Here is a 12,552-nt window from a genome sequence, read left to right on the forward strand (position 1 = left end):
GCAACCCCCGCCACAGCAGCATCGGAGGCGCACATGCCCGAGACCGGGAGCACCACGACCGACCCCGTGATAGCCCTGCGGGGCGCCACGGCCACGCTCGGCGCGCGTCCGGTGCTGCGCGGCATCGACCTGACCGTCCACCGCGGCGAGGTCGCCGCCCTGCTCGGCGCCAACGGCTCGGGCAAGTCGACCGCCGTACGCTCCGTCATCGGGCAGGTCCCGCTCACCGGCGGCTCCGTCGCGCTGTTCGGCACCCCGCTGCGCCGATTCCGCAGCTGGGCGCGGATCGGCTATGTGCCGCAGCGCACCACGGCGGCCGGCGGCGTCCCCGCCACGATCCGCGAGGTCGTCACCTCCGGGCGGCTGTCCCGCACCAGGCTGGGCCTGCTCCGCAAGGCCGACCGGGCCGCCGTCGACCGGGCCATCGAGCTCGTCGGCCTCGCCGACCGCGCCAAGGACTCGGTGGACGCGCTCTCCGGCGGACAGCACCAGCGGGTGCTGATCGCCCGCGCGCTGGCCGCCGAACCCGAGCTGCTGATCATGGACGAGCCGATGGCCGGCGTCGACCTGGCCAGCCAGGAGATCCTCGCCACGACCCTGCGTGAGCAGGTCGCGGCCGGCACCACGGTGCTGCTGGTGCTGCACGAGCTCGGCCCGCTGGAGCCGCTGATCGACCGCGCGATCGTGCTGCGCGACGGCTGTGTGATGCACGACGGGCCGCCGCCGAAGGCGCTGGGCCAGCACGCCCTGCCCGGACACGACCATGTACACCCCCACGCGGCCTCCGAGCCCGTCCGGACGGGACTGCTGAGCTGATCATGGAATTCCTCAACCCTCCCTTCATGCAGCGGGCCCTGCTCGCCGCCGTGCTCGTCGGCGTCATCGCCCCCGCCGTCGGCATCTACCTCGTCCAGCGCCGCCAGGCCCTGATGGGCGACGGCATCGGCCATATCGCGATGACCGGCGTCGGGCTCGGCTTCCTGCTCTCCACCAGCCCGGTCTGGATGGCCACCGCGGTCGCCGTCGCCGGTGCCGTCGTGATGGAGCTGATCCGCTGGTACGGACGCGCCCGCGGCGACATCGCGCTGGCCATGCTGTTCTACGGCGGCATGGCGGGCGGTGTGCTGCTGATCAACCTCTCCGACACCGGCTCCAACGCCAACCTCACCTCGTACCTCTTCGGCTCGCTGTCCACGGTCTCCTCCGAGGACATCGTCTCGATCTGCCTGCTGGCGGCCTTCGTGCTGCTGGTGACGCTGGGGCTGCGCCGCCAGCTCTTCGCGGTCAGCCAGGACGAGGAGTTCGCCCGGGTCACCGGACTGCCGGTGCGCGCGCTGAATCTGCTGGTCGCCGTCACCGCGGCGGTGACCGTCACCGTCGCGATGCGGGTCGTCGGGCTGCTGCTGGTCAGTGCGCTGATGGTGGTGCCGGTCGCGGCCGCGCAGCAGATCTCCAGGTCCTTCCGGGTGACGTTCGTGCTGTCGGTCGTCATCGGCACGGCGGTGACCCTGGCCGGCACCGTGACCTCGTACTACCAGGACATCCCGCCCGGCGCGACGATCGTTCTGCTGGCCATCGCGGTCTTCGTCGCGCTGACGCTGCTGGCGACCCCGCTGGCCAGAAGCCGCGCCCGACGGAGCGAAGCGGCGTCCGAGGAGTGCACCCTGGAGGTACCGGCCTCCCGTCCGGCCCCGGACGAACTCCGGGTTTGACCGTGGCGCCGGGACGGGCTGGCACAATGGCCCGACACAGGTACGGGCGACACGAGGAGGCTGCTGTGGCGACGGCGCCGATCAGTGGAACGAACGCGGCCCCGGTACGCGGCCGCTCGACCCGGCAGCGGGCGGCGGTGGCGGCGGCGCTCGACGAGGTGGACGAGTTCCGCAGCGCCCAGGAGCTGCACGATGTGCTCAAGCACCGCGGCGACTCGGTCGGGCTGACCACCGTCTACCGCACCCTCCAGTCCCTCGCCGACGCCGGCGAGGTCGACGTGCTGCGCACCACGGACGGCGAGTCCGTGTACCGGCGCTGCTCGACCGGGGACCACCATCACCACCTGGTGTGCCGGATGTGCGGCAAGGCCGTGGAGGTCGAGGGCCCCGCGGTGGAGCAGTGGGCGGAGACCATCGCCGCCCAGCACGGCTATGTGAACGTGGCCCACACGGTGGAGATCTTCGGTACCTGCGCGGAGTGCGCACAAGCGAAGAAGTGACGGTCCGGGGGCGCCGCCCCCGGACGAGGGGGGTCCGGGGCGCCGCCCCCGGCCCCCCCTCGCTCAGCCCTTCGGCTCCCGCTCCGCCTCCATCGCACCGCCGAAGCGCCGGTCCCGCTGGGCGTACTCCAGGCAGGCCCGCCACAGGTCGCGGCGGTCGAAGTCCGGCCAGAGCACGTCCTGGAAGACCATCTCGGCGTAGGCGCTCTGCCAGATCAGATAGTTGGACGTGCGCTGCTCCCCGCTGGGGCGGACGAAGAGGTCGACGTCCGGCATGTCCGGGTAGTAGATGTACTTCGCGAAGGTCTTCTCGTTGACCTTCGACGGGTCCAGCTTCCCGGCCGCCACGTCCTGCGCGATGCGCTGCGCGGCGTCGGCGATCTCGGCCCGACCGCCGTAGTTGACGCAGAAGTACAGCGTCATCCTGTCGTTGTCCTTGGTCTGCTCCTGGGCGACCTGGAGCTCCTGGACCACGGACTTCCACAGCTTGGGCATGCGGCCCACCCAGCGGATGCGGATGCCCAGCTCGTCCATCTCGTCACGGCGGCGGCGGATGACGTCCCGGTTGAAGTTCATCAGGAACTTCACCTCCTCCGGGGACCGCTTCCAGTTCTCGGTGGAGAACGCGTACAGCGAAAGGTTCTTGACGCCCATCTCGATGCAGCCCTTGAGCACGTCCATGACGACGCCCTCGCCGACCTTGTGGCCCTCGGTGCGCGGGAGGCCGCGCTCCTTGGCCCAGCGGCCGTTGCCGTCCATCACGACGGCCACGTGCTTGGGCACCAGCTCGCCGGGAATCTTCGGGGGCGTGGCACCGGAGGGGTGCGGCTCCGGGGTCTTGTAGTCGCGCCGGTTACGGCCGCCGAGCATCCCGCGTACTACCATGAACTGTCTCGCTCCCTGTGCCTGATCTGCCTGAATCACTTCTCTACGTACCGCAGTGAGCGCAGCCCGCGCTCCAGGTGCCAGTGCAGATAGGCGGACACCAGTCCGCTCCCCTCCCTGACATGACGCGCCTCGCACGCGTCCGCCGTCTCCCAGTCACCGCTGAGCAGCGCGCTCAGCAGGGTGACGGCCTCAGCCGAGGGTACGACGCTGCCGGGCACCCGGCAGTCGCCGCATATGACACCGCCCGCCGCGACGGAGAAGAACCGGTTCGGTCCGGGCATTCCGCACTTGGCGCAGTCCTCGAAGCTGGGTGCGTAGCCGTTGACGGCGAGCGAGCGCAGCAGGAACGCGTCGAGGATGAGGTGCGGCTCGTGTTCGCCGCGGGCGAGGGTGCGCAGCCCGCCGACGAGCAGCAGGTACTGCTGGACCGCGGGCTCGCCCTCGTGGTCGGTGAACCGCTCGGCGGTCTCCAGCATCGCGGTGCCCGCGGTGTAGCGGGCGTAGTCGGTGACGATGCCGCCGCCGTACGGGGCGATCGTCTCGCTCTGGGTGCAGAGCGGCAGTCCGCGGCCGATCAGTTCGCTGCCGCGGGCGAAGAACTGCACGTCGACGTGGGAGAAGGGTTCCAGCCGCGCCCCGAACTTGGACTTCGTGCGCCGCACCCCGCGCGCGACGGCGCGGACCCGGCCGTGGCCTCGGGTCAGGATCGTGATGATCCGGTCGGCCTCGCCCAGCTTCTGCGTGCGCAGCACCACGCCGTCGTCCCGGAACAAGCTCATACGACCATTGTCCGGTACGGAGCCGGCTCACCGGTCCCCCGGGGCGGTCAGGAGGGGGTGCGCGCCGCCTCGGCGAGCAGCCGGGCCGTGTCCTGGGCGCAGAGCTGCAGCGCACCGCCGACCGTGGTCAGCACCTCGCGCTCCGCCTGTCCGTACGGGCCGTCGGCGAGCGCGATCCGGGCGCCCTGGAGGAGAATCGATTCGCGTCCGGCGGGGGCCAGATGCGGGGCGAGCGGCTCCAGCGCCTCGTGCAGTTCGATGGCGAGGGCCGCTCCGCAGGCCTCGGCCGCGGGGTCGAAGGCGGAGCCGTTGCCGGTGTCGGCGGCGAGCACCTCGACGACGGTGCAGAGCTGTTCCTCGGTGCAGTCGTCGAATCCGGCGCCGCGCACGATGGCGGCCGCGGTCTCCAGCACCGTACGGGAGGTGGTGCCGCCCGCCGCGAGGACGCCGAGCGTGACGGTGTGGACGGCGTCCCGGAGCATGGCGGAGAGCCGGGTGGTGGTGGGGTGGTCGAGCGCGTCGGTGCCGAAGTGCTCGCGGCAGGCGGCGCATTCGACGACCGGGCCCACCGCGCCGCGCGCCAGCATCGGCACGCCGAGCACCGCGAAGCGCCGACGGCCGGTGAGCCGGCGGTAGTTGCGGTCGCCGCCGCAGCCGGGGCAGAAGAACTCGCCGTCGCCCACGGGGTCCCAGATGGTGCGGATGCCGCAGATACGCAGCTTCATGGCGCGTTGTACCAGGGCTGACCGCACGTCGCACACCTCCGTAACTCCCCCGTAGCCCCAAGGGCACGGGAGGTGCCACCTCCGGCAACATTGCCGTGTGGACGTGATGTTAACCACAGTCGTGATGTGGCGTCAGCACCTCGCTCGTCACAACCCTCCGGAGATGGCCGAACCCCGCCCCCCCCGGATGCGGGTGGACGGGGTTCTCGGCCGTGCGGCTCGACGCCCTCGCGGGCGCCGGATCAGCGGCTGGAGCGGTTGACGGCGGAGACGACCGCCTTCAGCGAGGCCCGGGTGGTGTTGGCGTCGATGCCGATGCCCCACAGGACCTTTCCGTCGATCGCGCACTCGATGTACGAGGCGGCCTGGGAGCTGGCGCCCTCGCTCATGGTGTGCTCGGTGTAGTCCAGCAGACGGGCGTCGATGCCGATGGCCTGCAGCGCTTCGAAGAACGCGGAGATCGGTCCATTGCCGGTGCCGGTCAGTACGGTGTCCGCGCCGTCCACGGTCGCCTCGACGGTGATCGTGTCCTGGCCGTCGGAGCCGGTCGTGGTCTGGCCGGTGCGCAGCTGTACGCGGCCCCAGGCGTTCTCCGGGTTGGGCAGGTACTCGTCGCGGAACGCGGACCAGATCTGCGTCGGGGTGACCTCGCCGCCCTCGGCATCCGTCTTGGCCTGAATGATCCGGGAGAATTCGATCTGCATCCGGCGCGGCAGGTCCAGCTTGTGGTCGTTCTTCAGGACGTAGGCGATTCCGCCCTTGCCGGACTGGGAGTTGACCCGGATGACGGCCTCGTAGCTGCGGCCGACGTCCTTCGGGTCGATCGGCAGGTACGGCACCGCCCACTCGATGTCGTCGACGGTCTTGCCCTGGGCGGCCGCGTCGGCCTCCATGGCGTCGAAGCCCTTCTTGATGGCGTCCTGGTGGGAGCCGGAGAAGGCGGTGTAGACCAGGTCGCCCGCGTAGGGGTGGCGCGGGTGGACCTCCATCTGGTTGCAGTACTCGCTGGTGCGGCGGATCTCGTCGATCTGCGAGAAGTCGATCTGCGGGTCGACACCCTGCGAGAACAGGTTCATGCCCAGGGTGACCAGGTCGACGTTGCCGGTGCGCTCGCCCTGGCCGAACAGGCAGCCCTCGATCCGGTCGGCACCGGCCATGATGGCCAGCTCGGCGGCGGCGACGGCGGTGCCGCGGTCGTTGTGCGGGTGGACCGACAGGCAGACGAACTCGCGGCGCGACAGATTGCGCGACATCCACTCGAACCGGTCCGCGTGCGTGGAAGGCGTCGAACGCTCCACGGTGGCGGGCAGGTTGAGGATGATCTCGCGGCCCTCCTCCGGCTGCCAGACGTCGCAGACCGCCTCGCAGACCTCCAGGGCGAAGTCCAGCTCGGTGTCGGTGAAGATCTCGGGGCTGTACTGGTAACCGAAGATCGTCTCCGGGCCCAGCAGCTTCTCCGCGTACTCCATGACCAGCCGCGTGCCGTCCACGGCGATCTGCTTGATGTCGTTCTTGGAGCCGCGGAAGACGACCCGGCGGAAGGTGGGCGCCGTCGCGTTGTACAGGTGCACGGTGGCGCGGTGGGCGCCGACGAGGGACTCCACGGTCCGCTCGATCAGGTCCTCGCGGGCCTGCGTCAGGACGGAGATCGTCACGTCCTCGGGGATCGCGCCCTCTTCGATGATGGAGCGGACGAAGGCGAAGTCGGTCTCGCCGGAGGACGGGAAGCCGACCTCGATCTCCTTGTAGCCCATGCGTACGAGCAGATCGAACATCTCGCGCTTGCGGGCCGGCGACATCGGGTCGATCAGGGCCTGGTTGCCGTCGCGCAGGTCGGTGGAGAGCCAGCGGGGCGCGACCGTGATCCGCTTGTCCGGCCAGGTGCGGTCGGGGATGTCGACGGCCTCGTAGGTGCCGTACTTGTGGATCGGCATCCCGGACGGCTTCTGCAGCTGAGTCGCGTTGGTGAGCGGTGTCGGACGGCCGACGGCGGACTCGGCGGGGGTCTGGACGGGATTTGCGGCGGTCATGGCGTACGGCTCCTCGGGGGTCCAACCAATGGGACGGCCGACTGTGTCGCTGCAACACAAGACTCCGCGGGGAGGGGGTCGGCCTACGACTACAGGCCCTCGCCGCGGCAGCTAAGAAGAAGCAGCCCGAAACGCATGATGCGAAGAGACTAACCGAGGGGCGCCTGATACGTCGGTCCCGTATCAGTATGCGGGACCGGGCACAGGAAACGCCCAAGAGTGACCGATCACTCCATTTCGTCAATCCTGATCGCAACCAGTGACATCGCGATTACCTGGTGCCACAGTCGGCGGTATGCAGCCTCAGTCACCGCACGGGTTCCACCCCGTCTTCTGCACGATCGTGCCGCCTCATGTCCTCGACAAGCTGTCGCAGTCCGACAACCCCGATCTCGCCGGGCCCTCCCGCCGCACCCTGGAGAGCGACGCGGCCCGCCGCACCCGCCGCCAGATGGCCACGGTCGTCGCCGTGCCCGTCGCCCCCGCAACCGACGGGGAAGCCTCCGACAAGCCCGACCGGACGCTCTACGACTGCCGCCACCGCACCCGACTGCCCGGCACCAAGGTCCGCTCCGAGGGCCAGGAGCCGACGAAGGACGCGAGCGTCAACCGCGCGTACGCGGGGCTCGGCGCCACCTTCGAACTGCTGCTCAAGGCGTACGGCCGCCGTTCGATCGACGGCAACGGACTGCCGCTGATCGGTTCCGTGCACTACGACGAGAAGTACAACAACGCCTTCTTCGACGGCGAGCAGATGGTCTTCGGCGACGGGGACGGCGAGGTCTTCCTGGACTTCACCGTCGCCATCGACGTGATCGGCCACGAGCTGACCCACGGCCTGACCCAGTACACCGCCAATCTGAGCTACTACGGCCAGTCCGGCGCGCTCAACGAATCCATGTCCGACGTCTTCGGCTCCCTGGTGAAGCAGTACACGCTGGGCCAGAGCGCCGACCAGGCGGACTGGCTGATCGGTGCCGGGCTGCTGGCGCCCGGCGTCCAGGGCACCGCACTGCGCTCCATGAAGGCGCCGGGCACGGCCTACGACGACGACGTGCTGGGCAAGGACCCGCAGCCCGCGTCGATGGAGGACTACATCCACACCAGCGAGGACAACGGCGGGGTGCACCTCAACTCCGGCATCCCGAACCGCGCGTTCTGTCTGCTGGCGACGGCGCTCGGCGGCAATGCGTGGGAGCGGGCCGGGCAGCTCTGGTTCGATGTGCTCACAGGTGGTCAACTGGCCGTGGACGCGGACTTCGCGTCCTTCGCCCGGCTGACGGTCGCCGCGGCCCGCAGCCGCTTCGGCGAGGGCGACGAGACCGAGGCCGTCCTGAAGGCATGGTCGGAAGTGGGCGTACCGACCGCTTAGGACCCGGACGTCCGGCGTTGGAGGGCATCGCATGCGGATTCAGGTCAGCAGGACCGGCGGCTTCGCCGGCATCGCACGCCACAGCGAGGTCGACACCGCCGGGCGGGACGACGCCCCCGAGTGGGAGGCACTGGCCGAGTCGGCGCTGGCCGCGGGCCACGACGCCCCGCCCAAGGGGGTGCCGGACGGCTTCCGGTACCGGATCACGGTCGGCGACCGGACGGTCCACTGCGCGGACCCGAGGCTGACCGACGCCCAGCGGGCCCTGGTCTCACGCGTCCTGAAGGAGGGCGCATGAGACCGGCCTCCCGGTGACCGGGGTCCCCGTGGCGCGGGCCCTCGCGGCCCGTGCCCGGTAATCCGGGTCAGAAGCCCAGCTTGCGCAGCTGCTTCGGGACCCATCCCGACTGCCGCCCTCGCGCCCTTCGGCCCCGGGGGCCTCAGCGGCTTCGGGCAGCTGCACCGTCCTCCGGCCGCCGGACCGGGCAGAACTCAGAAGCCCAGCTTGCGCAGCTGCTTCGGGTCGCGCTGCCAGTCCTTGGCGACCTTCACATGGAGGTCCAGGAAGACCGGTGTGCCGAGCAGTGCCTCGATGTGTTTGCGCGACTTCGTGCCGACGTCCTTCAGCCGCTTGCCCTTCGGGCCGATGATGATGCCCTTCTGGCTGGGCCGCTCGATGTAGACGTTGGCGTGGATGTCGAGCAGTGGCTTGTCCGCCGGGCGGCCCTCGCGGGGCAGCATCTCCTCGACGACGACCGCGATGGAGTGCGGCAGCTCGTCCCGTACGCCTTCGAGCGCGGCCTCGCGGATCAGCTCCGCGACCATGACCATCTCGGGCTCGTCGGTGAGGTCGCCCTCCGGGTAGAGCGGCGGGCTCTCCGGGAGCAGCGGGGCGATCAGGTCGCCGAGCAGGTCGACCTGGGTGTCCTTGACCGCGGAGACCGGGATGATCTCCGCCCACTCGAAGCCGAGCTCTTCGCCGAGGCGGGAGACGGCGAGCAGCTGTTCGGCGAGCTGCTTGGAGTCGACCAGGTCGGTCTTGGTGATGATGGCGATCTTCGGGGTCTTCTTGATACCGGCGAGTTCCTTGACGATGTACTTGTCGCCGGGGCCGAGCTTCTGGTCGGCGGGCAGGCAGAAGCCGATGACGTCGACCTCGGCCCAGGTGGTCCGTACGACGTCGTTGAGCCGCTCGCCGAGCAGTGTGCGCGGCTTGTGCAGGCCGGGCGTGTCGACCAGGATCAGCTGCGCGTCGTCGCGGTGCACGATGCCGCGCACGGTGTGCCGGGTGGTCTGCGGCCGGTTGGAGGTGATCGCCACCTTCTGGCCGACCAGAGCGTTCGTGAGGGTGGACTTGCCCGCGTTGGGGCGGCCCACGAAGCAGGCGAAACCGGCCCGGTGGGGGGCCGTGCCCGCGGCCTGCTGCGCAGCGGCTTCTGTGTCAGGTCGAACGCTCATGGCGCCCATTGTCCCCGATCCCGGCGGCCTCGCCGCACCAAGGGCCGCGGCGGGGCCTGCCGGGTGTCGCCTCAGGCGGTACGGGCACGGCTCCGGCGGACCCGTACCCACATCGCCGTACCCCCGCCGACGATCACCAGCAGGATCCCGGCCATCAGCCAGGGCAGGGCGAAGTACGGGACGGCGGCGGACTCGCGGGTCTGCCGGGCGCTCGCGGTCAGCCGGATCTCGCCCCATTCCAGCTGGGGCGCGTCGGCCCACTGTTCGGTCAGCCGGACCTCCTGGCGGGGCAGCAGCTCGGAGGGGATCCGCTTCAGGTCGCGGGCGAGCAGGGTGCGGCCGAAGAGCCCCTCGGCCTTGAGGGCGACCTTGGGGCTGAGGGTGACATTGCCCCGGTTGCGGAGCGTGTACGAGATGACGGCCCGGCTCTGCCCGGTGCCGGGGACCAGCGGCTGGGTGTGCTCGACCCGGATGTCGTCCACGGAGAGCGCGGGCATGGTCGGGCCGTTCACCCGCAGATAGATCCGGGCGCCGACCGCCTTCTGGATGCCCACGGCGACGGAACCGGCGTCGGCCGGGTCCATGCGCTCGTCGAGCGCGACGAGCGCGCCGGGGTGGTCGCCCGGTTCGGCGTTCTCGGGGACGGTGATGGTGAGCGGGACGGTGACCGATCCGTGCGGCTCCACGGTGACCCGGTCGCGGTCGGTCCTGGCCCAGGCGCCGACCGAGCGCTGCCGCTCGTCGCGGGCCCGTACGGCGAAGCCGCCGTCGCGCGCGGTGTTGTAGGCGTCGGCCGCGTACAGCCGGAAGGTCTGCGGCCGGTCCGTCCTGTTGGTGACGGTGACCTTGTCGTGGAGCGTGGCGCCGGGGTCGGCCGAGAGGTAGAAGTACGGGCGCTGACCGGCCCGTTCGGTGGCCGGGTAGACCGACCAGCTGCCGTTGTCCGCGGCGTGGGCGGCGGGCGCGCCGATCAGCAGGAGGGCGCCGGCCAGGAGAGTCAGGTAGATGGTGCGCACGGTGCGAAGCCCCCGGGTGGTGGTCGGGACGGGCGGTCCGGGCGGGTGCGCGCCCGGTCCGCCTGCTGGTCGGGACCGCTCGGTCAGGTGAGGGTGAGGGTGAGCACGCCGGAGTACGCGCCGGGGGCGGTGTACGCCGGTACGCTCAGCGCGAGCCGGGCGTCGACGGTGAACTCGCCGCCGGTGACGGTCCCGTTCGGCGTGGACGCCAGGGTGGCGCCCGCGCTGCCGACCGAGCCCTCGGAACCCGCCGCGCAGGTGCTCGGGCTGCCGGGCTTCGTCGCGCAGACCGGGGTCCAGGCGAGTGCGGAGGCACCGATCGTCGCGCCGCCGGGACCCTTGAAGTCGGTGACCTTCCCGGTCAGGGACCAGCCCGCGGGGCCGCCGCGGAAGTCCTCGACCGTGACCGTCTGCAAGGAGCCCCGGGAGGCGCCGCCGCGGCCGAAGTCGACCGCCGACATCTCGACGGTGTCCCCGGCCTGGACCATGGAGAGCGTGCCCGCCTCGATGGAGGTGTCGAGCCGCTGGCTGCCGTCCGGGATCTCGCCGCCGCCACCGGTGACGGTGTAGGCCTGCGGGCCGGCGCCCTTGGCCGGGTCCCAGCTGCCGCCCTCGTAGGCGACGATGCCGGTGGTCGCCGGATCGTCGACGGTGAGCCGGCCGCTGAAGTTGCCGGAGCCGTCCGCCTTGGCGGTGGCCGTGTCGGCGGTCGGCGCGTCACCGGCCCGGCCGGCGAGGGTGATGTCCGCGCCGGGGGTGAACTTCGACCCGGTGACGGTGACCGCGTCGCCCGCCTTGCCGGACGCGGCCCCGAGCTGGATGGCACGCTCGTTGACCTGGCCGCCGTCGTCCGTCGCGATGATCGTCTCGGAGACGGGGGCGGGCGGGTCCGTCACCGTGCAGGGGGTGTCCAGCTCCATGATGTAGCTGGTGTGGATGTTGTAGTCGCCGGGCGAGAGCGTGATCTGTCCGGGCGCGGTGACCGTGAAGGTGCCGGTCATCGAGAACGACGGGAAAGCGCCCTTGCCGGGTACCGGGTCGTTCTTCTTCGGGCCCGCGACGGTGACGCTCGCGCTCTGCGCACCGCCGACGGTGACCTTGCCGGTCGGCGTCATGATGTCGGCGGGCAGCGCCAGGTCGACCGGGTTCCCGGCGGCCGGCGCGACGACGGTGTACGTGACCGTGACCGTGTCGCCCACCCTCGGGGCGGCGTTGTCGACGGTGATCTCGGCCTTCGTGGTCCCGTCGATCGGCGGGATGCCCGCGATGGCCGGCGGGATGCAGTGGGTGGGGAAGTCCACCGGCACCGAGGCGGTGACCATGGCCTGCGCGGGGCCCGCGAGCCCGCCTCCCCCGGCCACGACGAGCGCGCCGACGCCCAGTGCGGCGGCCCAGCGGCGGCCCGGCCGTCTTCGGGCAGCGGATCTTCGCATGCTGATTCTTCGGACGGTCTGACGCATGGAGCCCCCTCCTGCGGATGCGGCGCGGCGGCTCTCCGCGCCGACGGGGGCCCATTGACGGCTCCGGCCCCGCAGAAGTCAATGGGAGCGGAACCCCTGGGCTGATGACCCATCAGATGCTGTCAAGATCCGTGCTTCCCGCACCCGGTGCGCGAACGCCCCGCACCGGTCGGGTGCGGGGCGTTCGTACACGGTGTGCGGATCGTGCCGCCGTCAGCCCGCCGTCACACTGACCCGCAGTGTGCCGTCGGGACCGGCGAGCAGTACGGGGGTGTCCGGGCCGCCCAGGTCCCGTACCGCGGCACGGTCCTCGTCCGACGGGGTCTCGGCCTCGGAGACGACCGCGGCCGCCTCCAGGGAGGTGGCCCCGCTGGCCACGGCCATCGCCACGGCGGTCTGCAGCGCGCTGAGTTTCAGCGACTCCAGCCGTACGGTGCCCGCGACGTACGTACGCCCGGTCTCGTCCCGTACGGCCGCGCCCTCCGGCACACCGTTGCGGGCGCGGGCGCTGCGCGCCAGCGTGACGATCTTGCGGTCCTCGGCGCCGAGGTCGGTGCTCTCAGTCATGTGCCGAGCATACGAACCGGGCGCACCGTCCCGAGCACCGCCCAC

At 71.2% G+C, this 12,552-nt stretch carries 13 protein-coding genes; 5 read left to right on the top strand and 8 right to left on the bottom strand.

All coding sequences use genetic code 11. The annotated features are described in order from the left end of the window. Positions 1-33 precede the first annotated feature (33 nt). From BT364_RS03545 to BT364_RS03555, 3 genes are all read left to right on the top strand, one after another. On the top strand, positions 34-816 hold the full coding sequence (locus BT364_RS03545; RefSeq protein WP_072483556.1) for a metal ABC transporter ATP-binding protein: 783 nt from the start codon (positions 34-36) through the stop codon (positions 814-816). Between the two features lie 2 nt (positions 817-818). Next, on the top strand, positions 819-1,712 hold the full coding sequence (locus BT364_RS03550; protein ID WP_072483557.1) for a metal ABC transporter permease: 894 nt from the start codon (positions 819-821) through the stop codon (positions 1,710-1,712). A gap of 65 nt (positions 1,713-1,777) precedes the next feature. Beyond that, on the top strand, positions 1,778-2,212 hold the full coding sequence (locus tag BT364_RS03555; RefSeq protein ID WP_072483558.1) for a Fur family transcriptional regulator: 435 nt from the start codon (positions 1,778-1,780) through the stop codon (positions 2,210-2,212). Between the two features lie 63 nt (positions 2,213-2,275). Here BT364_RS03555 and BT364_RS03560 read toward each other — a convergent pair whose 3' ends face one another. From BT364_RS03560 to leuA, 4 genes are all read right to left on the bottom strand, one after another. Beyond that, the gene (locus BT364_RS03560) at positions 2,276-3,097 is read right to left on the bottom strand and encodes an isoprenyl transferase (RefSeq protein WP_072483559.1); all 822 of its coding nucleotides are present in this window, start codon (positions 3,095-3,097) and stop codon (positions 2,276-2,278) included. A gap of 35 nt (positions 3,098-3,132) precedes the next feature. Next, positions 3,133-3,879, bottom strand: a complete 747-nt coding sequence (gene recO, locus BT364_RS03565; RefSeq protein WP_072483560.1) for a DNA repair protein RecO — start codon at positions 3,877-3,879, stop codon at positions 3,133-3,135. A 47-nt stretch (positions 3,880-3,926) separates the two neighbouring features. Beyond that, positions 3,927-4,604: a TerB family tellurite resistance protein gene (locus BT364_RS03570; protein ID WP_072483561.1), complete on the bottom strand. Its 678-nt coding sequence runs from the start codon at positions 4,602-4,604 to the stop codon at positions 3,927-3,929. 242 nt (positions 4,605-4,846) lie between these two features. Continuing rightward, positions 4,847-6,634 carry a 2-isopropylmalate synthase gene (gene leuA, locus BT364_RS03575; RefSeq protein ID WP_072483562.1) on the bottom strand — a complete coding sequence of 596 codons (1,788 nt, stop codon included), beginning with the start codon at positions 6,632-6,634 and terminating at the stop codon, positions 4,847-4,849. Between the two features lie 295 nt (positions 6,635-6,929). Here leuA and BT364_RS03580 point away from each other — a divergent pair, with 295 nt between their 5' ends. Both BT364_RS03580 and BT364_RS03585 read left to right on the top strand, forming a co-directional pair. Further along, positions 6,930-8,006 carry a M4 family metallopeptidase gene (locus BT364_RS03580; RefSeq protein ID WP_072483563.1) on the top strand — a complete coding sequence of 359 codons (1,077 nt, stop codon included), beginning with the start codon at positions 6,930-6,932 and terminating at the stop codon, positions 8,004-8,006. A gap of 31 nt (positions 8,007-8,037) precedes the next feature. After that, positions 8,038-8,304, top strand: a complete 267-nt coding sequence (locus BT364_RS03585) for a protealysin inhibitor emfourin (protein WP_072483564.1) — start codon at positions 8,038-8,040, stop codon at positions 8,302-8,304. A gap of 194 nt (positions 8,305-8,498) precedes the next feature. On the opposite strand, the gene era is transcribed toward BT364_RS03585, so the two are convergent. From era to BT364_RS03605, 4 genes are all read right to left on the bottom strand, one after another. Further along, positions 8,499-9,473 (bottom strand): GTPase Era, encoded by a 975-nt coding sequence (era, locus tag BT364_RS03590; protein WP_072483565.1) that lies wholly within the window; start codon positions 9,471-9,473, stop codon positions 8,499-8,501. 62 nt (positions 9,474-9,535) lie between these two features. Then, a complete protein-coding gene (locus tag BT364_RS03595) occupies positions 9,536-10,480 on the bottom strand; it encodes a WxL protein peptidoglycan domain-containing protein (RefSeq protein WP_072483566.1) in 945 nt (314 codons plus the stop codon). Between the two features lie 83 nt (positions 10,481-10,563). Next, positions 10,564-11,913, bottom strand: coding sequence for a WxL domain-containing protein (locus tag BT364_RS03600; RefSeq protein WP_072483708.1), 1,350 nt, complete (start codon positions 11,911-11,913; stop codon positions 10,564-10,566). Between the two features lie 240 nt (positions 11,914-12,153). Continuing rightward, a complete protein-coding gene (locus tag BT364_RS03605; protein WP_072483567.1) occupies positions 12,154-12,507 on the bottom strand; it encodes a cytidine/deoxycytidylate deaminase family protein in 354 nt (117 codons plus the stop codon). Positions 12,508-12,552: the final 45 nt, after the last annotated feature.

Source organism: Streptomyces atratus (assembly GCF_900119365.1).
In the GTDB taxonomy this organism is placed as follows: Bacteria; Actinomycetota; Actinomycetes; order Streptomycetales; family Streptomycetaceae; genus Streptomyces; species Streptomyces atratus_B.

What these genes read in the sequence shown, in the direction of transcription:
- BT364_RS03545 (WP_072483556.1), top strand. Translation starts at nt 34, where the DNA reads ATGCCCGAGACCGGGAGCACCACGACCGACCCCGTGATAGCCCTGCGG.
- BT364_RS03550 (WP_072483557.1), top strand. Translation starts at nt 819, where the DNA reads ATGGAATTCCTCAACCCTCCCTTCATGCAGCGGGCCCTGCTCGCCGCC.
- BT364_RS03560 (WP_072483559.1), bottom strand. Translation starts at nt 3,097, where the DNA reads ATGGTAGTACGCGGGATGCTCGGCGGCCGTAACCGGCGCGACTACAAG.
- recO (WP_072483560.1), bottom strand. Translation starts at nt 3,879, where the DNA reads ATGAGCTTGTTCCGGGACGACGGCGTGGTGCTGCGCACGCAGAAGCTG.
- BT364_RS03570 (WP_072483561.1), bottom strand. Translation starts at nt 4,604, where the DNA reads ATGAAGCTGCGTATCTGCGGCATCCGCACCATCTGGGACCCCGTGGGC.
- leuA (WP_072483562.1), bottom strand. Translation starts at nt 6,634, where the DNA reads ATGACCGCCGCAAATCCCGTCCAGACCCCCGCCGAGTCCGCCGTCGGC.
- BT364_RS03580 (WP_072483563.1), top strand. Translation starts at nt 6,930, where the DNA reads ATGCAGCCTCAGTCACCGCACGGGTTCCACCCCGTCTTCTGCACGATC.
- BT364_RS03585 (WP_072483564.1), top strand. Translation starts at nt 8,038, where the DNA reads ATGCGGATTCAGGTCAGCAGGACCGGCGGCTTCGCCGGCATCGCACGC.
- era (WP_072483565.1), bottom strand. Translation starts at nt 9,473, where the DNA reads ATGGGCGCCATGAGCGTTCGACCTGACACAGAAGCCGCTGCGCAGCAG.
- BT364_RS03600 (WP_072483708.1), bottom strand. Translation starts at nt 11,913, where the DNA reads ATGCGAAGATCCGCTGCCCGAAGACGGCCGGGCCGCCGCTGGGCCGCC.
- BT364_RS03605 (WP_072483567.1), bottom strand. Translation starts at nt 12,507, where the DNA reads ATGACTGAGAGCACCGACCTCGGCGCCGAGGACCGCAAGATCGTCACG.